Annotated in this window: 19 protein-coding genes; 10 read left to right on the plus strand and 9 right to left on the minus strand. The window is 33.9% G+C overall.

Going from position 1 to position 20052, the window contains the following annotated elements:
- The first annotated feature begins 9 nt into the window (after window positions 1-9).
- Together QMG60_RS19650 and QMG60_RS19655 are read left to right on the plus strand one after the other, a co-directional pair.
- The gene (locus QMG60_RS19650) at window positions 10-921 is read left to right on the plus strand and encodes a type IX secretion system membrane protein PorP/SprF (protein ID WP_057116455.1); all 912 of its coding nucleotides are present in this window, start codon (window positions 10-12) and stop codon (window positions 919-921) included.
- Window positions 922-934: 13 nt separating this feature from the next.
- Window positions 935-2878, plus strand: a complete 1944-nt coding sequence (locus QMG60_RS19655) for an OmpA family protein (RefSeq protein ID WP_281866145.1) — start codon at window positions 935-937, stop codon at window positions 2876-2878.
- A gap of 121 nt (window positions 2879-2999) precedes the next feature.
- On the opposite strand, the gene QMG60_RS19660 is transcribed toward QMG60_RS19655, so the two are convergent.
- The 6 genes from QMG60_RS19660 to pyrR all read right to left on the minus strand — a co-directional run bounded on the left by QMG60_RS19660 (window position 3000) and on the right by pyrR (window position 7648).
- The gene (locus tag QMG60_RS19660) at window positions 3000-3503 is read right to left on the minus strand and encodes a CAP domain-containing protein (RefSeq protein WP_057117001.1); all 504 of its coding nucleotides are present in this window, start codon (window positions 3501-3503) and stop codon (window positions 3000-3002) included.
- 173 nt (window positions 3504-3676) lie between these two features.
- Window positions 3677-4321: a pyridoxamine 5'-phosphate oxidase gene (gene pdxH / locus QMG60_RS19665; RefSeq protein WP_057116457.1), complete on the minus strand. Its 645-nt coding sequence runs from the start codon at window positions 4319-4321 to the stop codon at window positions 3677-3679.
- Between the two features lie 154 nt (window positions 4322-4475).
- Window positions 4476-5381, minus strand: a complete 906-nt coding sequence (locus tag QMG60_RS19670; protein WP_057116458.1) for a ribonuclease Z — start codon at window positions 5379-5381, stop codon at window positions 4476-4478.
- Window positions 5382-5486: 105 nt separating this feature from the next.
- Window positions 5487-5819 (minus strand): ribonuclease Z, encoded by a 333-nt coding sequence (locus QMG60_RS19675; RefSeq protein WP_281866146.1) that lies wholly within the window; start codon window positions 5817-5819, stop codon window positions 5487-5489.
- A 257-nt stretch (window positions 5820-6076) separates the two neighbouring features.
- On the minus strand, window positions 6077-7003 hold the full coding sequence (locus QMG60_RS19680; RefSeq protein WP_029273654.1) for an aspartate carbamoyltransferase catalytic subunit: 927 nt from the start codon (window positions 7001-7003) through the stop codon (window positions 6077-6079).
- 105 nt (window positions 7004-7108) lie between these two features.
- A complete protein-coding gene (gene pyrR, locus QMG60_RS19685; protein ID WP_057116460.1) occupies window positions 7109-7648 on the minus strand; it encodes a bifunctional pyr operon transcriptional regulator/uracil phosphoribosyltransferase PyrR in 540 nt (179 codons plus the stop codon).
- 252 nt (window positions 7649-7900) lie between these two features.
- Between pyrR and QMG60_RS19690 the strand changes: the two genes are divergently transcribed.
- From QMG60_RS19690 to QMG60_RS19705, 4 genes are all read left to right on the plus strand, one after another.
- The gene (locus tag QMG60_RS19690) at window positions 7901-8494 is read left to right on the plus strand and encodes a dihydrofolate reductase family protein (protein ID WP_281866147.1); all 594 of its coding nucleotides are present in this window, start codon (window positions 7901-7903) and stop codon (window positions 8492-8494) included.
- An 87-nt stretch (window positions 8495-8581) separates the two neighbouring features.
- Window positions 8582-8836 (plus strand): type II toxin-antitoxin system ParD family antitoxin, encoded by a 255-nt coding sequence (locus tag QMG60_RS19695; protein WP_281867943.1) that lies wholly within the window; start codon window positions 8582-8584, stop codon window positions 8834-8836.
- A complete protein-coding gene (locus QMG60_RS19700; RefSeq protein WP_281866148.1) occupies window positions 8826-9125 on the plus strand; it encodes a type II toxin-antitoxin system RelE/ParE family toxin in 300 nt (99 codons plus the stop codon). The genes QMG60_RS19695 and QMG60_RS19700 overlap by 11 nt, the downstream gene beginning before the upstream one ends.
- Before the next feature lie 96 nt (window positions 9126-9221).
- Entirely contained in the window at window positions 9222-9395 is a 174-nt protein-coding gene (locus tag QMG60_RS19705) for a hypothetical protein (protein ID WP_166669280.1), read from the plus strand.
- A gap of 227 nt (window positions 9396-9622) precedes the next feature.
- Here QMG60_RS19705 and QMG60_RS19710 read toward each other — a convergent pair whose 3' ends face one another.
- Together QMG60_RS19710 and QMG60_RS19715 are read right to left on the minus strand one after the other, a co-directional pair.
- Entirely contained in the window at window positions 9623-11242 is a 1620-nt protein-coding gene (locus QMG60_RS19710; RefSeq protein WP_057116462.1) for an ABC-F family ATP-binding cassette domain-containing protein, read from the minus strand.
- Between the two features lie 128 nt (window positions 11243-11370).
- A complete protein-coding gene (locus QMG60_RS19715; protein ID WP_281866149.1) occupies window positions 11371-12144 on the minus strand; it encodes a TlpA disulfide reductase family protein in 774 nt (257 codons plus the stop codon).
- 218 nt (window positions 12145-12362) lie between these two features.
- Here QMG60_RS19715 and QMG60_RS19720 point away from each other — a divergent pair, with 218 nt between their 5' ends.
- The 4 genes from QMG60_RS19720 to QMG60_RS19735 are packed head-to-tail and all read left to right on the plus strand — an operon-like array spanning window position 12363 to window position 14947.
- A complete protein-coding gene (locus QMG60_RS19720) occupies window positions 12363-13118 on the plus strand; it encodes a prolipoprotein diacylglyceryl transferase family protein (protein ID WP_281866150.1) in 756 nt (251 codons plus the stop codon).
- 15 nt (window positions 13119-13133) lie between these two features.
- Complete coding sequence (locus QMG60_RS19725; RefSeq protein ID WP_281866151.1) at window positions 13134-14522, plus strand: radical SAM protein; 1389 nt, start codon at window positions 13134-13136, stop codon at window positions 14520-14522.
- 17 nt (window positions 14523-14539) lie between these two features.
- On the plus strand, window positions 14540-14713 hold the full coding sequence (locus tag QMG60_RS19730) for a hypothetical protein (RefSeq protein WP_281866152.1): 174 nt from the start codon (window positions 14540-14542) through the stop codon (window positions 14711-14713).
- A gap of 36 nt (window positions 14714-14749) precedes the next feature.
- Entirely contained in the window at window positions 14750-14947 is a 198-nt protein-coding gene (locus tag QMG60_RS19735; RefSeq protein WP_057116466.1) for a hypothetical protein, read from the plus strand.
- 177 nt (window positions 14948-15124) lie between these two features.
- On the opposite strand, the gene chiA is transcribed toward QMG60_RS19735, so the two are convergent.
- Window positions 15125-19876 (minus strand): T9SS-translocated chitinase ChiA, encoded by a 4752-nt coding sequence (gene chiA, locus QMG60_RS19740; RefSeq protein ID WP_281866153.1) that lies wholly within the window; start codon window positions 19874-19876, stop codon window positions 15125-15127.
- Window positions 19877-20052 lie beyond the last annotated feature (176 nt).

Here is a 20052-nt window from a genome sequence, read left to right on the forward strand (position 1 = left end):
ATATCTACTATGAGAACAAAATTATTTTTCTTCGTCATTCTGTTAGTTACCTATATGGGGCATGCACAACAAGATGCGCAGTTTACTCAATATATGTACAATACCATAAATATCAATCCTGCTTATGCTGGTTCTCGTGGTGCATTAAGCATTTTTGCGCTGCATCGTGATCAATGGGTGGGACTCGATGGAGCTCCAAAAACCAATACAATTTCAGTAAATACCCCAATTAATAATAGTAATGTCGGACTTGGAGTGTCTTTGGTAAACGACAAAATTGGTCCAACAAATGAGAATCAATTTTCTGTAGATCTGTCTTATACAGTTCCAACCTCAGAAACTTGGAAACTCTCTTTTGGTATAAAAGGTACAGCCGATATCTTTAATCTTGACGTAACAAAACTAAATCCAGAAACTCAAGGAGATCCGCAATTTCAAAATCTGAACAATGACTTTTCGCCCAATATTGGGGCAGGTATTTATTGGCATTCTGATAACGCTTACATCGGATTATCTGTTCCAAATTTTATACAAACCAATCGTTACGACGACAATGATGTTGCCATTTACAAAGACAAAATAAATTACTATTTAATGGGAGGTTATATTTTTGATTTTTCTCAAGAAGTAAAATTCAAACCTGCAGTTTTAACTAAAATGGTCGAAGGCGCACCACTTCAAGTTGATGTGTCTGCTAACTTTTTATTCTTTGAAAAACTCACCTTGGGTGTTGCTTACAGATGGGATGCTGCTGTAAGTGCAATGGCAGGATTTCAACTCACAGACGGACTATATCTTGGTTATGCGTATGATAATGAAACGACTAGATTAAGAAACTACAATTCTGGCTCACACGAAATTTTCCTGCGCTTTGAATTCTTTAAAAACAACGGTAAAATGACAACTCCTCGTTTCTTCTAAAAAAAAAAGTATCATGAAAAACTATACACTATATTTCTTCACAATCATAAGTGCTTTTTCATTTAGCAGTTATGCACAGCAGTCAAAAATAAATTCGGGAGACAAAAAATACGATAATTACGCCTACGTTGATGCCATAAAAACTTATGAAAAAGTAGCCAATAAGGGTTATAAATCTGAAGACATGTTTAAAAAATTAGGCAACTCTTATTATTTTAATTCTGATTTTGAAGGTGCCGCAAAATGGTACGGAGAATTATTTGCCATGAATACTACTGTTGAACCAGAGTATTATTATCGATACGCCCAATCTTTAAAGTCTACTGGAGATATTGCTAAGGCAAATAAAATTTTTGATGAATTTAATACTCAATCAAAAAACGATACCAGAGCCAAACTTTATAAAAATGATGTCAATTATCTCGATGAAATTAAAGCAAATTCAGGAAGATATAAAATTGAAGATGCTGGAATAAACAGCAAATATTCAGATTACGGATCTTTTGTTTACGATAATAAAATCTATTTTGCCTCGGCAAGAGATACAGGAAATTTTTCGCAGCGAAAACACAAATGGACAGGAGAATATTTTACGAATATTTACAATGCAGATCTTAATCCTGAAACAGGAAAAGCTGCAAAAGTAAATAAGTTTAAATCTGCTATAAATACAAAATTCCATGAAGCTTCTCCAGTTTTTACCAAAGACGGAAAAACAGTTTATTTTACTAGAAATAACTACATCAATGGAAAAAAAGGAAAAGACGATAATAAGATTACGCTAATCAAAATCTATAAAGCTGAATTGGACAGTAATAACAAATGGACCAATATTGCCGAACTTCCTTTTAACAGCGATAACTACAGCGCTGGACATCCAGCTTTAAGTCCAGATGAGAAAACATTATATTTTTCATCAGATATGCCCGGTTCAGTAGGACAATCAGACTTGTATAAAGTGAGCATTAATTCTAATGGCGGATACGGAACTCCAGAAAATCTGGGAAATACAATAAATACAGAAGGAAAAGAGACTTATCCTTTTGTTACAAATGAAAATGAAATCTACTTTTCATCAGATGGGCATCCCGGTTTAGGTGGTTTAGATGTTTTTGTTGCTAATATCGAAGAAAATGGTACAATCACTAATATTCAAAATGTCGGAGGAGATGTGAATTCCCCTAATGATGATTTTGCCTATATCATTGATCCAGTTTCCAGAAGAGGATATTTTAGCTCTAATAAAGACGGTGGACAAGGTTCTGATGATATTTATAAATTCTTAGAAACCAAAAAACTAAAATGCATTCAAGAACTGGAAGGCATAATAACAGATGCCGAAACAGGAGCAATTCTCCCTGGAGCAATAATTACTTTATACAACAATCAAATGGCAGTTAAAAACTCTACTGTTTCTGACGGTTCAGGAAAATATTCTTTTCCTGTAGAATGCGGCAAAACCTATAATGTAAGAGCAGAAAAGCCAGAATACACCACAAAAGAAGTTAATGTTACTATTGCCAAAACAAGCGGTAAAACAACTTTACCAATTGCATTAGAAAAATCAACCTGCAAAGTTACTGTTGGAGATGACCTCGGAAAATGTTTTGGAATTAAAATGATTTATTTCGATTTGAATAAATACAATATAAGAACAGAAGCTGCTTTAGATTTAGAAAAAATATTGGTTGTTTTAAACGATAACCCAACAATGAAACTCGATATTCGTTCGCATACAGATAGCAGAGCAACACATCAATACAATGAAGTTTTATCTGAAAGAAGAGCAAAATCAACTATAAAATGGCTGATTAAAAATGGCGTAGCCCCAAACCGATTAACCGGCAAAGGATACGGCGAAACACAGCTTGTCAATCAATGTGCTGACGGTGTAAAATGTACCGAAGAAGAACATCAAGCCAATAGAAGAAGTGAATTTATTATTACTGCTTTATAAAAATTGATCATTTCATTTAAAAAAGGCTATCTGTACAAGGCGGCCTTTTTTAATTTAAAAAGTCGTTGCAATTCAAAGAATTACAACGACCTCTAAAAAACCAACCTGTTCAATATTCGATTTAAATCTTAACAAAAATGTTAGTGTAATATTTTTTTCCTGTGGCAGCGTCTGTCGTTACAGATAATCCGAAGTGCGTATAATCACCTTCGATATTCTCTTTGTGACCAGGGCTGTCCAACCAGGCTCTCAAAGCTGCTTCGGGAGTTTTATAGTTGTAGGCAACGTTCTCACCAACTTTTTTAGCTCCCAAAACATCTGTGAGATTTTTAGATCTTTCAGTAAAATCATTATGGTTTACAACATTATTTTCAATCATATATTTATTATGCTCTTCACATTTATAAGATATATGATTAATGCGTTCCAAAGCATTTAAACCAATACTCACACGGTATTCGTTTATTAGCTTCATGGTTTGTATTTCTGTATCGTTGTAAGTATAATTGGCAACAAGCGTTTCAACAGGAGTATTATCCACGCTTCCTTCGGCAGTCTCAGCAGAACATGAGTTCATTGCGATTAGAATCGCAATGAACAACATGATGCGCATAATCTTTTTCATAATCAACAGCATTTAGCGGTTTAAAGTAAATGTTGGGGCAAATCCTTTAAATTTATTTTTGAATAATTATCGTCTGATTTTCTGTACCAAACATATTCAATTTACCGTTAAACTACAAAATTAATCGATGAACTACATGTGTTTTTTTCTTTTACCTATAAAAAACTTACAAATTAAGAAGAAAGTCGATCAATCTTCCACGTAAAATCAGATTGACTTGTATAGCGTATTCTGTCATGGAGTCGGTTAGCTCTTCCCTGCCAGAATTCAACTTGCAGAGGAGTAACTAAATAACCACCCCAATTATCTGGTCGGGGAATTGATTTTCCTTCAAATTCTGATTCTAGTTTTTTCAAGTTTTCTTCTAAGAAAGTTCTTGACGGAATCACTTCACTTTGATTAGAAACGATCGCTCCGAGTTTACTTCCTTCTGGGCGGGAATCAAAATAATTATCAGAAATAATTTCAGAAGTCTTTTGTGCAATTCCTTTTATGATTACCTGACGTTCCATTTCCTGCCAGAAAAAAGACAAACAAACATTTGGGTTCGCTTCTATCGCTTTTCCTTTTTCAGAATTATAATTGGTATAAAATATAAATCCTTCTTCAGAGAATTTCTTTAACAAAACAACACGCGATTTTGGAAATCCGTCCAGACCAATTGTCGAAACGGTCATGGCATTTACTTCTCCACTTCCACCGAAATCTTCTACTTCATGAAACCATCTATTAAATAAATTAATAGGATCTTCAGGAATGTTAGTTTCCAGTAATTCGCTTTTTTCGTAGGATCTTCTATAATTACTTAAATCATTCATGATTTTATATTTTAGATATTAGATTGCAGATTTTAGATTTTTTTGTTTCTAGTTTCAAGTTTGTCAGGCTGAGCGATCCCGAAGCTTCGGGATCGCTCAGGCTTCGCGTTCCTAAACTTAGTATCTTAGTACCTCAGCCCCTTAGAACCTTAGATCAAAATTCAAAACTCACCCCATCATCACCCAAAAGTACATTAGGAAAAACCGTTTTAGCTTCTTCTTTAAAACGTTCAATTTCGTCATAACGTGTTGAATAATGACCTAAAACCAAATATTTCACATTGGCTTTTAAAGCAATTCTAGCCGCTTCTTTTGCCGTGGAATGCAATGTTTTTAATGCTAAACGCGCTTCAGATTCTAAAAATGTAGATTCATGATATAAGACATCTGTATCCTTGATAATCGGAATCACATCTTCGTTATAAACTGTGTCCGAACAAAAGGCATAGCTTTTTGGCGGTTCGGGATCAAAACTCAGTTTTTCATTTTCAATTACAGTTCCGTCATCCAGAGTAACATTGCCGCCGTTTTTTATCTTTTGATAATAAGCAATATGAACATCGTAATGCTGAACAGCTTCAACATTCAGCTTGCGTTCTGCAGGTTTTTCTTGAAATAAAAATCCGTTGGTATAAACGCGGTGTTTCAGTGGAATTGTTTTAACGATGACTTTATTATCTTCAAAAATTACTTCACTTTCTTTTGATTCCAATTCATGGAAAAACAGGCTGTAAGTTGTCCACGATTCTGTCAATTTTAATTGAAGCAGAATAAGCTCTTTAATTCCTTTTGGACCATAAATATGCAGATCGGTTGTTCTTCCTAAAAGGGAAAAAGTCGAAATCGTACCAATCAAGCCATAAAGATGATCTCCATGAAGATGCGAAATAAAAATGTGATTAATCTTTGAGAATTTAATCTTATTTTTTCGAAGCTGAACCTGAGTTCCCTCTCCACAATCAATTAAAAATAATCGGCTTTTAATTTCTAAAACCTGCGAAGTTGGGTTGGTAAGCGTTCTGGGAGTTGCGGCATAACAGCCAAGTATAGTCAACTTCATTTTAGATTGTTGATATTAGATTTTAGATTGATGAAATATTTTAGAATTGATAAAAGCATTTTAGATTTAGTAACAATCTAAAATCTAAAGTCTAAAATCTGAAATCTAAAATCCTAGGTCTCTTTCGATTTCTTCCATTTCGATAATATCGTGCGCTTCTAAAAGAGAAGGAACCACAACCAATTTATCTGAAATAGCATTAAAATCAAGATCAGAAGCAACAATTACGAAAGATTTTTTTGCTTTTTTGTGAGCTTTAGAAAGCGGTAAAAAAGCTTTTAAATCATTTTCTGACAGCTTAGAATCTGATGATAAATCGATTATAATATTTTGTTTTTCAAAGGTTTTAAACTGATGCGTAACTTTTTCAAGGAAAGATTTTACATCTCCTTGTGTATCTTTAATAGTAACGGTATGTCCTTTTTGATCTACTTTCATTTTTTAATTTGTGGGGCTTATATAAAAATTGATTTTCTAAGAGCTAAGGTACGAAGTTTTTTTATTTTTTTGTTTCAAGTTTTAGGTTTCAGATTTCAAGTTTGTCAGGCTGAGCGATCCCGAGGCTTCGGCAGAAGCCACGTTTAGTATTAAAAAAGCACTCTCCTGAAGCCTCGGGATCGCTTAGTGGACATTCTTCCAAAACTGAAAAACGCGATCAAAAAACTGTTACTGAGACTTAAAACTGCGACTAAAAGCTACTGAATCTTAGAAGCCAGTAAATAAATCACCGCCATTCTAATCGCAACACCATTCTCCACCTGATTTAAGATAACAGAATGATCAGAATCTGCAACTTCAGATGTAATCTCTACTCCTCTATTGATTGGTCCTGGGTGCATGATTACAATTTCTTTTCCAAGAGAATCCAAAAGCGGTTTATCAACTCCATACTGTTGCGCGTATTCGCGTGTTGATGGAAAGAAATTTACATCCATACGTTCATTTTGTACACGAAGCATGTTGGCAACATCACACCATTCTAATGCTTTTCTTAAATTCGGTTCAACCGTAACACCAAGCGATTCAATATATCTCGGAATCAGCGTTTTTGGTCCGCATACTTTTACTTCTGCGCCCTGCATTTGCAAAGCGTAAATGTTTGATAAGGCAACTCTTGAATGCAGGATATCTCCAACGATAACTACTTTTTTTCCGGCAACATCACCCAGCTTTTCTCTAATAGAATAACTGTCTAATAAAGCCTGCGTTGGATGTTCGTGCGCACCGTCTCCAGCGTTTACAATACTGGCTTTCACATTTTTAGATAAAAAATAAGCCGCTCCGGGATTGGAGTGGCGCATTACAACCATGTCAACTTTCATCGAAAGGATATTATTTACAGTATCAATCAGAGTTTCTCCTTTTTTAACCGATGACTGCGCTGCAGAAAAACTAATAACATCCGCAGAAAGACGTTTCTGCGCTAATTCAAAGGAAAGTTTGGTTCTGGTACTGTTTTCAAAGAAAATATTGGCAATGGTAATATCTCGTAATGAAGGAACTTTTTTAATTGGTCGGTTAATGACTTCTTTAAAATGATCTGCCGTTTCAAAAATCAGGTTAATATCATTTTCGTTGATATATTTGATTCCTAATAAATGATTTACGCTTAATTCTTTCATTTTTATTATTTATTTGTTTATTCTTTGAATTGTTTAATCGTTTTTTTTCAAATCGTTTAATCGGTCTTTCTGCCGATTAAACAATTAACCGGTTAACCGATTAAACTAATTCGTTACTAAGTGAACAACATCTTCACCATCATTTTCTTTCCAGCTCACTTTTACTTTTTCGCCATTAATAGCATCTACCTGACGGCCTCTATAATCGGGTTGAATTGGTAAATTACGGCTGAAGCGTCTGTCTATTAAAACTAATAATTCAATTTCTGAAGGTCTTCCAAAAGATTGAATCGCGGTTAATGCAGAACGAATGCTTCGCCCCGTAAACAATACATCATCAATAAAAATGACTTTTTTGTCTTCGACTATAAAATTGATTTGGGTCTTATTGGCTTCAAGCGGTTTATCAGTACGACGAAAATCATCTCTAAAAAAAGTGATGTCTAGATATCCCAAAGAAATTTCGGGAACCTTGTATTCGTCTTCTAATATTTGTTTTAAACGTTCAGCTAAAAAAACACCTCTTGGCTGAATTCCCACTAAAATAGTATCGGAGAAATCAAGATGTTTTTCGATTAACTGACAAGCCAAACGATGGAGTATGATAGTAACTTCTTTTGAATTAAGTAATACTTTTTGGCTCATAAGTAATTGTAATGTTTGGTTTGCAAATATACGGAATCTGATTTTATTTGTTGGGGAAATCTAAAGACAAATATTATTTTTTGAAATTACGTTTGTCAAAACTTTCAATAATTGAATCTAATACTTCTTTTATTTTTTAGCTAGATTAAAATCCACTCCTACAATACTAATCGAGCCGATGACCCTTTTTTTGAAAAATTAAGATTTCCATGATTTTTCTTATATTTGATAAACACTGAAATATTAAACATCATGAGAAAAATAATCGTCATATCAATGATTACAATCGATGGCGTAATGCAGGCACCGGGCGCACCTGAAGAAGACACATCAGGAGGTTTTGAATACGGAGGCTGGGTTGCTCCATTTGGTGATGAAGAATATGGAAAAGTTATGCAGGCACAAATGGCTCCAGCGGATATTCTGTTAGGCAGAAAAACATTTGATATTTTCGAAGATTATTGGCCAAAACACGTAGAAGGCTGGCCGGGAATTAACGAAGTTACCAAATACGTTTTATCTTCTACCAGAAAAAACTCTAATTGGGAAAACTCAGAATTCCTTTCAACTATTGATGACATTAAGAAACTTAAAAATAGTGAAGGTGATGATATTAAAGTTTGGGGAAGCGCAACACTAGTACAGCTTTTGCTTCAACATGATTTAGTTGATGAATTGGCTCTAAAAATTCATCCCATAATTTTAGGCAAAGGAAAAAAATTATTTAATGAAAGTTCAACTCCGGCAGGATTTAAATTAGTTGAAAGTACAGTTACGCCAAGTGGGGTAATTGCTGTAAGCTATAAGCGAGCTGCCGAAGTTAAAACAGGAACTATTGGAGAATAAGAGATATTAATAATCTTAGCTCTAAAAAAAATATAATCTTATTTGGAAAGAATACCAATTCTTGGTATTTTTGATGAAATTTTAGTTATGCCAAAGAATACATCAATATTATTAGGGGATTATTTTAATAACTTTATAAGTTCACAAATTAAAACTGGACGATTCTCATCTGCCAGCGAAGTTGTACGTGCAGCATTAAGAATGTTTGAAGAAGAAGAAACAAAAAAAACTGAATTAATTAAGGAATTAGAAAAAGGAGAGAAATCTGGTTTTGTAAAAGATTTCGATCGTGTTTCTTTTTTAAACAATCTCGATAAAAAATATTCAGATAATGAATTATAAGATTAGTACCGAAGCATCTTATGATTTAGAAAAAATCTGGTTATATACTTTTGAAAATTGGTCACGTAAACAAGCTCATAGATATATAGATTTAATTATTGATGAAATTGAATATTTATGTTTAAATCCTAAATCTGGAAATGATGTAAATCATATTAGAAAAGGTTATTTTAGAAGTAAAGTAAAATCACATTTAATATTCTATAAGATCAACATAAAAGAAAACCAATTAGAAATCATTCGAATTTTACATCAAATGATGGATATCGAGAGACATTTAAGTAAATAATCTGAATCAAAATCCTAAAACTTTTTCCAAAAATTCTATAACACATTTCCACTATTGTTGAAGTAATTTTATTATTGAACTTAAAAACTCAACATCATGCAAAATAAAATACTAAGATTGTTAATGGTATTCGTTATACTATTTTCATTTACAAGCTGCGAACTAGTAGGAGACATTTTTAAAGCCGGAATGGGATTCGGGATATTTATCGTAATTTTTATTGTTGCGATTATAATCTGGATTTTCGCAAAAATGTTCGGACGTAAATAAACACAAATAAAAAATTAAAAAATCCCAAATTCCAAATTTAAATTGGAGTTTGGGATTTTTTTATGATGTAGAATAAAGTCAATCTTTGCGGAGCTTCTCGTGAAGATTTCTCCCTTCGGTCGAATGACAAAAATGCGCTAATCAACTTTATAATTTATCTTTTATCAAAGCTCGCAAAATTGGAATTTGGTCCCGAAGCTTCGGGATTAATATTAGAATTTAAAAAATTAAAGATTGTACATCTTCTTTCTTTGTTCTTGAATTTTTTCATCATCAAGATATTCGTCAAATGTCATGTAACGGTCAATTACTCCGTTTGGTGTCAACTCTACGATTCTGTTACCAACAGTCTGTGCAAACTCGTGGTCATGAGTGGTGAAAATTACAGAACCTTTAAAGTTTTTCAACGAATTATTAAAAGCTGTAATAGATTCCAAATCTAAGTGATTTGTTGGCTCGTCCAGCATTAAAACGTTAGCACGCTCCATCATCATTCTAGAAAGCATACAACGCACTTTTTCTCCTCCAGATAAAACTCTAGACGTTTTTAGAGCTTCTTCTCCAGAGAAAATCATTTTTCCTAAGAAACCTCTAATAAATACCTCATCACGCTCTTCCTCTGTTTTGGCATATTGGCGTAACCAATCTACTAAAGTCAAATCGTTTTCAAAGAACTTATGGTTTTCAGCTGGTAGATACGCTTGGTTGGTTGTAATTCCCCAGTCAAAAGTTCCAGAATCTGCTTTTTGTTCACCGTTTAAGATTTCGTAGAAAGCTGTTGTAGCACGTGAATCTTTAGAGAAAAGAACGATTTTATCGCCTTTTGCCATATTCAAATGGACATCTTTAAATAAAACTTCTCCATCTACAGATGCAGATAAATGTTCTACATTTAAAATCTGATCTCCAGCCTCACGGTCCTGATCAAAAATAATGGCAGGGTAACGACGGCTTGATGGTTTGATTTCAGAAATATTCAATTTAGAAATCATTTTTTTACGAGAAGTTGCTTGTTTAGATTTCGCAACGTTTGCACTAAAACGACGAATAAATTCTTCCAACTCTTGTTTCTTCTCTTCTGCTTTTTTGTTCTGCTGTGCACGTTGTTTTGCCGCTAATTGGCTAGACTCGTACCAGAATGTATAGTTTCCTGAGTAGTGATTAATTTTTCCGAAATCAATATCAGAAATATGTGTACAAACGGCATCTAAAAAGTGACGGTCGTGAGATACAACGATTACAGTGTTTTCGTAGTTTGCCAAGAAGTTTTCTAACCAAGCGATTGTCTCGAAATCCAAATCGTTGGTAGGCTCATCCATTATAAGCAAATCGGGATTTCCGAAAAGTGCCTGCGCCAAAAGCACACGAACTTTCATTTTTCCTTCCATATCACCCATTAAAGTATAATGATCTGCTTCTGTGATACCTAAGTTAGACAACATCGCAGCTGCATCAGAATCTGCGTTCCATCCGTTCATTTCTTCAAACTGAACCTGAAGCTCCCCTATTCTGTCGGCATTGGCATCGTTATAATCTAAATAAAGTTCATCCATTTCTTTTTTAACAGCATACAAAACTTTATTCCCCATTAAAACGGTTTCCAAAACAGTATGTTCGTCGAACATGTTGTGATTTTGGTTTAAAACCGACATACGTTTTCCCGGCTCTAAATGAATGTGCCCAGAAGTCGGATCGATATCACCCGAAATAACTTTTAAGAAAGTTGATTTTCCAGCACCATTGGCTCCAATAACGCCGTAAATATTTCCGTGAGTGAAAGTGGTATTTACTTCGTCAAACAAAATTCGTTTGCCAAATTGAACTGATAAATTATTGACTGTTAACATGAATGTCTTTTTAATTAATTTGGTGCAAAAGTACGGAAAAAGGTTCAGAGTTGCAAAGATGTCGGAATGTGAAATGTAAATTGTAAAATATGAAATGATTACCCTAAAAACTTCTAACTTCTAAGCTTTTACAATTTACTTTCCTTCGCCAGCGCAACTTCCAGACTTTCAAAATTCGGAAGGACTTTAGAAATTAAACCTTCTTTATTAAGAATAAAATGTGTTGGAAATGAATTCAACTGCAAAGATTCATTCATATATTCTTTCATATCTGGAACTACCGAATATGACAATGGTTTTCTAGCCAAAAATGTTTTTAATTGTTCTGGTGAATCTTCGGCTAAACTCATAAAAACAATATCTTTTCGATCTTTATATTCTTCAACCAATTTATTGACTTGCGGAAATTCTTTTATACAAGGTGTACAATGAATGTACCAGCATTTTATCACTATGATTTTTCCTTTCATGGATTCGTTGGTCACCAAATTTCCATTTAAATCCTTAAAGGAGAATTTCGGAAAAACAGTTCCTTCCATTTTATAATTTTTGTAAGCGTCAAAACCAATCTGATTGATTGTCGCTTTTATGCTTGTATCTGTCTTTGGCAGAATTTTGAACAACTTATAATAGTATGTAGAGTTATCTGATTTTAACCGAATTGGAATAAAATTTCCATTTGCTAATTGATCAAAAAAAGCCTCTTTCGAAATTTCTTTAGAAGAAGAATCAAGAGCTGTAAAATCTCGCGAAAGCATTATTTTTTTATTCTGATAAACCGACCATTCCATATAGTTTTTCTGAATTTGAATGGGATCAACTTCGGGATTTCCGAATTTGTTTTGGGCCGAACAGAAATTAAGAATTAAAAGAAAAGTATTTATGTAAATGAATTTATGCATGAGTTTTAATCAGATATAATGAGTTTCAAAAGTACTTAAAAATCTATGGAGTTTTTAGAACAAAACTTTTACTTTTTTACAACTAAAAATGACAACTTGGCTAATTTTGACAATTTCACTGTGTAAAAAATAAAATTAAACAGATTGTCATTCTTTTTTGAAAGTTTATTTAAATGTTAATGTGATTTCCTTATATTCGCAAAAAATTCTGACTAAAAATGACGTTTCCTTTTCAATTTGAAATTTTTGAAAAAACTTTTTACTGGCATTTTATATTTGAAACGTTAGCTTTTTTTGTTGGAATAAGAATGTATTATTTTTTAAAAAAGAGAACTCAAGATTCAATATCAGACACCAATCGTTTAGTTATTATGATCGGAGCAATGGTTGGAGCGTTGATCGGATCGCGATTTATTGCTTTATTAGAAAATCCATCTCAAATAACCCATCAAACTTTTTTAACCTTATATCAAAATAAAACGGTTGCAGGCGGGTTTCTAGGAGGATTATTTGGTGTCGAGCTTATAAAAAAAGCGATTGGAGAAAAATCTTCGTCGGGAGATTTATACGTAATTCCAATAATAACTGCTTTGTTTATTGGACGTATTGGATGTTTTTCGATGGGAATGGCAGAACCTACTTACGGGATAGAAACTAACTTTTTTACAGGAATTAATTTAGGTGACGGTTTAAAAAGACATCCTATTGCATTATACGAAATGTTTTTCATGATTCTGCTTTTCATCTTTTTTCAAAGTATAAAAAATAAAGCTCTGCTGAATGGTGACCGTTTTAAAATCTTTATGATTTTATATTTTCTGTTTCGTTTTTTAATTGAATTTTTAAAACCATACGAGCCTTTGCTGCTTAATTTGAGCAGTATACAATGGAGCTCTATCTTAATTTTTGTTTACTATTGGAAATTTCTTTACAGGGAATTTCCTTTAGCTATAAATAAAAAACGTACTTTATAACATAAAAATATTTTAATGAAAACTCGCGACTATATATTTTACGATTACACCAAGAGTCTATGTCATAAATGTCTGGCACTTGTAGATACAAAAATTGTATTTCAGGACGATAAAGTTTGGATGCTCAAACATTGTAAAACACATGGTGAATCAAAGTCGATGATTGCGGATGATGTAAATTATTATAAACAATTACGTAATTACAACAAGCAGTCTGAAATGCCCTTAAAATTCAATACAAAAGTGCATTACGGATGCCCTTACGACTGCGGATTATGTACAGATCATGAACAGCATTCTTGTCTGACAATTGTAGAAGTTACAGACCGATGTAATTTAGCATGTCCTACTTGCTATGCAAACTCAGCTCCAAACTATGGAAGACACCGGACTTTAGAAGAAATAGAAAAAATGTTTGATGCTGTTGTGGCTAATGAAGGAGAACCCGATGTTGTTCAGATTTCTGGAGGAGAACCAACAGTACATCCAGAATTTTTTAAAATTTTAGATATAGCCAAAAGCAAACCAATCAAGCATTTAATGCTTAATACAAATGGTATTCGAATTGCAAAAGACATCAAATTTGTAGAAACATTGGCTACGTATATGCCTGACTTTGAAATTTATTTGCAGTTTGACAGTTTTAAACCAGAAGTATTAGAAAAATTACGAGGCGAAGACCTAACAGAAGTACGCAAAAAAGCAATAGAAAATTTAAATCAGTTTAATATCTCAACCACACTAGTAATCACACTGCAAAAAGGAGAAAATGACGATGAGATTGGAAAAATAATTGAGTATGCATTACAACAGAAATGTGTTCGTGGTGTCACTTTTCAACCTACACAGGTTGCAGGCAGAAATGACAACTATGATGATATTTCGGGAAGAATAACCTTGACAGAAGTACGAAGAAAAATTTACGAGCAATATCCACTTTTTACACCTCAGGATCTCATTCCTGTTCCTTGTAATCCAGACGCTTTGTGTATGGCATATGCTCTTAAAATAGATGGCGAAGTTTTTCCAATGACTCATTTAATAAACCCAGAAGATTTGTTAAACAACTCAAAAAATACAATTGTTTTTGAGCATGATGAAAAACTAAAAACACATATGCTTAACTTATTTAGTACTGGTATTTCTGTGGATTGTGCAGAAGGAGAATTTAATGAATTGATGTGCTGTCTGCCAAGAGTTCAGTCAGATACCTTGAATTATAATAATTTATTTCGAATTTTAATTATGAATTTTATGGATGCCCATGATTTTGATGTAAGAGCTGTAAAAAAATCATGTGTTCACATTGTAAGCGATAAAATGAAAATTATTCCTTTCGAAACCATGAATTTATTTTACAGGGATAATAAAATTGAAAAAATCCGACAAGAATTAACTGTCTAGTTATTTAAATTAGAAATATGGAAGCATTAATACTTATTGGCGTTATTTTTACAGCAATGTTCTTGATTGGTCTAATTGGTTTAATTTTTAGAAAAGAAGACAAAAAATTTTATCTAACCTTAATGTTAATTCCTGTTGTCTTTGCTGTAATTGGATTTGGAACATGTGCATTAATAATAAGCGGTCTGTAACTTTATAATTTAACTCACCTAGAAAAAGATCTAAATATGGGAGATTTTTTAGCTTCAGCAGGATGTCTAGCTGCCTTAGCAAGTGTACTTGCTTTTTTTATCGGATTATTCCGTTTGATATTTATATCAGATGACAAAAATACATCATTAAAAATAATCTTGTATTCTGTGATTGGTTTTGTAATTGGCTTTGGTACATGTGCTGCAAATTTTTCATTGGGAGGAATGCACTAAAAAAAACCTGGCAATAAAAATTGCCAGGTTCATAATGCGCTAGTTGAGGCAAAAACCAAATAACAAATTACCTCAATTCACAGCATTTAAGAAATAAAAATTAGGTTAAAAAATAAATAACCAAACTCAATTTTAACCGTCCCAATTTTCTTATTTCTAAATTTTCAATCATTTATATTAGTTTAGAAAGTTCATTACTTTCAATGACTTTTTGTGACCTGATTTATCTGTTACTATTACAACAAAAATTTGTTTACTAGCAAAACTCGGGCTATTAAGTAGTACCTCTTTGTTGTTTTGAATATTTCTATGACTTGTAACAGTTTGCCCTATTGTATTAAATACGTCAACTTGAGTAATATCTCCTGTTTCATTCGCTACTGATAAGGTATTGTTTTTAAAATAAGCTACTGTCGCATTACTTTCAGCCGAAATATCGTCCACCGCTAATGTTTTTGCTGTAGCTTGTGACGCAAAATAAGCCGCGTACGCTTTAGATAATTCAGATGAATTACCGCAAGAAGATGCATCCCAGTTTACAGACCAAGTCATTAAACCTCTTAAAGAAGGATATGGCCCGCCTGGCTGCAGAGTGTATGTTCTTCCTGAAAAAGTAGTTCCGTTTCTTAAATAATCCATAGCATTAATTCCTTCTGTAGGAGTTAAGTAACCGCTGCCTGCTGCGCTCGGACAAGCTGGTAATGCAATAAGAACTTTTGAGGCTGGTAAACCATCAAAATGCATTCCCGTCGAAGCAATGTTGTACCCTTTTATTATCATATCAGTTAAGGCTGTTACCATGTTTGCTTTCTTAGCCGTTCCATAATATTGACCATCTAATCCGTTTTCTCCTCCCGTATTATATAACTGTACAGCTAACAAATCCAGTTCATTACGTAAGTTTTGAATGATTGGAAGAAATGATCCGAAAGTATCAGTATAAGTAGTATATCCTCCTTGTACATATTGTGTTTCTGGAGCTGCGGTTAATAAAAATCCAGGGCCATAGTATGCTTTTAATTCTTTAAAAGCATCTACTACGTTTTTCAATCTTGGATAAGCAGAAATACCCGCATACGAAATATCTCTTAAATTTCCTGCACTAAAATTCATCGATCCGCCTTCAAAATCAATATCAACTCCATCAAATTGATACTCGTCGATAATTGCTTTTAGACCATTAACAAAAATATTTTTTTGAGTTACATTGTCTAAAACAACATGACCATTTTGACCTCCAATAGAAACAATAACAGGAACTCCGCTGTCTCTTAAGGATTTTATATCGTTTTTCAACAATTGCTTATTGAAAACGCCATTAGTCAAATATCTAGTGTCATTTGTAGTTAATACTGGTGTATAACCATCACGATTAACTGTTTCTACGAAAGAATAATCCACTACGTTAAACTTACTTCCTACCATTTGAGAAAAATATAAAAATGGAGCAGCAGTATTTTCCCAAGAATGTGCATATCCTAAAATAACTTTAGATGGAAGCGGAATGAATCTATTCGTGCTTACTGGAGCAATTTTAATGGTATTGTTGAATGTAGTTACCGCAGCTTTATTATCCGTCGCTTTGATTACAACTGGATAATCCTGATATGCAGATGGTGTAAAATTATACGTATAAGTATTATTTGTACCTGCTGTCATGTTAAATGTACCTCCGTTTATTGTAATTGTAACACCCGAAACTGATCCGTCACTATCAACAGCTGTAACAGAAATTGGCACAACTTGGAAAGAACTTTGGTTTACAGTTGTGTTCGATGGTGAATTCCAATTAATGACAGGCACTGCATTTGGACAGTTTGCACCTGAACAAGTCAATGTAAAACTATATGTTTTTGAATCTGTTGTTCCGTTTGATGCCGTAGCCGTAACCGTTAATGTATGAGAAAGCGCAAACTGATTTGCAGCTGGTGTCCAAACCGCTGTATAAGTTCCAGAAGAATTAGTAGCGCTCAAATTTTGTCCGTCTAAACTAAATGCAACAGAAGAAATTGTAGTGGCATCTGCAGCACTTAATCCAACACTTGCAACAAAATTAATTGATGATCCTAAATTTATAGCAATCGCCGAAGCTGTTGGCGCTGTAATGGCAACCACTGGTTTAGTCGCAACCACCGCTTGTGTATTGAAGTTATAAACTGTCGGAGTAGTTGGCACAGCAAAGTTTGCTAGATTATTTGGAAAATAAGCTACTTCTCCATTTTGCCATGAATTTAATTTCAAACTTAAAACCTGTGTATAACCCGCTACAACTGAATTATCAAAAGTATAATTTCCTGATGCATCTGTTGTTGCCAAAACACTTTTCCAGTTATGAGTATTATCTGTCCATGGTAAAACCAATTCAACTTTAGCATTTGCTACTGGGGTTGAACCATTTTTCACAGTTCCGCTAATTAAATTTGCAGCCATTGCTAACGCTGCTTTAGCTGTTGAACTGGTATTGAAATTATAAACCGTTGGATTGGCAGGAACAGGGAAGTTTGCTAGATTATTTGGAAAATAATTTACTTCTCCGTTTTCCCAAGTATTTAATTTTAAACTTGTAACTGTTGTATAACCTGCTACAACTGAATTATCAAAACTGTATTTTCCTTGCGCATCGGTTACAGCAATAACGCTTTTCCAGTTGTGTGTGCTGTCTGTCCAAGGTAAAACCAATTCTACTTTAGCACCAGCAACTGGAGTTGTTCCATTTTTAACCGTTCCGCTAATTTTGTTCGTTCCAACTACCACTACATCTTGAGAGAAGTTTAATGTTTTGTTGGCATTCAAATTAGAATAAACTGTCGAAGCCGGCGTATACGTTTGACCTGTTAAGGCTGCGGTTACTGTATAATTTCCGCCTGACGGTAAACTAAGTGAGTAAACTCCGCTTGCATTTGTAACAGCAGCATAACTTCCTCCTGTAAAAGAAGCTGTAACAGTTACTCCTGAAACGGGAGTTGTATTGTTTAAAACAGTTCCGCTTACGGTATAATTAACAACTGCTGCACCTTGTGTAAAATTCAACGTTTTGTTTGCGTCGATAGCATTATAAACTGTTGAAGCTGGAGCATAAGAGAATCCAGTTTTTGCAGCTGTTACTGTAAAGTTAAGTCCTGCTGTTAAACCTGCGATGCTGTAAACGCCGCTTGCGTTTGAAACTGCTGTTAATGTTGTACTTCCTGAAACTGCAGAAACAGTTACGCCAGAAACTGGAGTTGTTCCATTTAAAACTGTTCCACTAACTGTATACGTTGGCTGAGTTCCATTAATAACTACTGCAGTTTGATTAACTGTAACGTTTGTTAAAGTTACAGGAGTAAAACTATAAGTCGTTTTTAAAGCTGTTAATGTATAGTTTTGTCCCGAAGTTAGATTGTTGAATGTAAAATTTCCTCCTGTAGAAACCACAGTTTGAATAACAGTATTACTTGCATTACGCAATTCAACCGTAACATCTGGAATTAAAGCTGATCCGTTTTTTACAGAACCTGAGATACTTACTGTTCCAGCAACAATGCTTCCGAAAGAAGTATCAACCTGTGTTAGTAAAGAATTTGGAACTGAACCTCTGGTATCCTGAGATAATTCCCAAACCATACCTCCAGCTAAATTTCTTGATTTTATATATTGTACTTTTAAATCCATTGACTGCTTATCTTCATAAGAGATAAACTGTTTTAGAGTCGAATTGTACAAATAAGGAACTTTGGTTGTATTATCAAAGTAACGTACCCAGCCTGCTGAAGCCGCAGCTGGAGTAACTAACATAGTATTTGGATCTAAATAAGGATGAGAATTTGTAACTGGATTTCCGACTAAATCGCAGATTTCAATACTTCCTGATTTTTCACACGCTGCAGGACCATCCCATGTACCTGTTGGATTTTGCGGATTGGTACATCCAGCAACAATATCTCTTGGTGCAGAAACGAATAATCCAGGTAAATTTGGATTGGTTCCGTTATTTGCCACATGGTCAAATTTCTTTCCGTAGAAAGGAAGCCCCATGATTAATTTATTTGCAGGAAAACCAACTACGTTTAAATATTGATTTGTTAGTTCATCTAATGATTCTGATTGTGTTGCGCCATAAAGCGGATCGTTTGTGTTTCCACTTGAATATAAAGGTGCGTTGTAGCATGTTTTGTCATACCAGTTCCCGCCAAAATCATATCCAAAATAAGTTATATAATCGCAATACGTCGAAATATCTTCTGTCATTCCGTATTGTGATCTGTTTGTTGGTCCTAAATATTGCTGTGCTACTTTTCTAACGTTGTTTCCAGCAGCAATTGTAATTAATTTATTTGGCATTGCCTGACGCATTGCTTTTAATAAGTATACCAAGTTTTTGTTGTCATCAGGACTGTATTTTTGCGGAGGAATTGGAGCTCCGTTAATCACTTCTGTACCATCAGTTCCTCCAGAAAGAGGATATTCCCAATCAATGTCAAAACCATCAATAAAAGGATAGGTAACAATAAAGTTTGCCATATCTGCAGCCAAAGCAGCTCTTGCCACTGGGCTTGCTGCAATTGGAGAAAGATCCTGACCTTTCGTCCAACCTCCTACAGAAATTAAAACTTTTAAATGAGGATACTTTTGTTTGAGTTTCATTAGGTCATAAAAATTACCTTTAACAGGAGCATCCCACGGAATTCCACCTTCCATATGCTCAAAATCAGCATAGGTATCCAAGCATTGTAATTTTGTATTCTCAGGATGGGCAGGATCATAACTTGTGCCATAAAAAGAATAATTCAAATGCGTCAATTTACTTCCATCAATTTTGGGAATATTAAAATCCCTAGCATAGATAGACCATTGTGCATAATATCCCACTACTTTTTTTCCGTGAGCTGGTTGTGCCAACGCGAGCATGGGAAACAGTAACAAAAAGAGCAATCTGTAATAATGTTTCATAGTTAATAAATATTTGATTAATAGAAAATAAATAATTGGGCCGCAGATCTCAAAAGCATCTGGGTTTCGCTCAACTGCAGGTTGGAAGGCTGCTGTCGACTGGGAAATAAACTCAAATTACATTCTATAGATAAATATTACTATTACCGATTTTTTATAATCAATAGCAAATAGTA

It is taken from the genome of Flavobacterium sp. GSB-24, assembly GCF_027924665.1.
Classification (GTDB): Bacteria; Bacteroidota; Bacteroidia; order Flavobacteriales; family Flavobacteriaceae; genus Flavobacterium.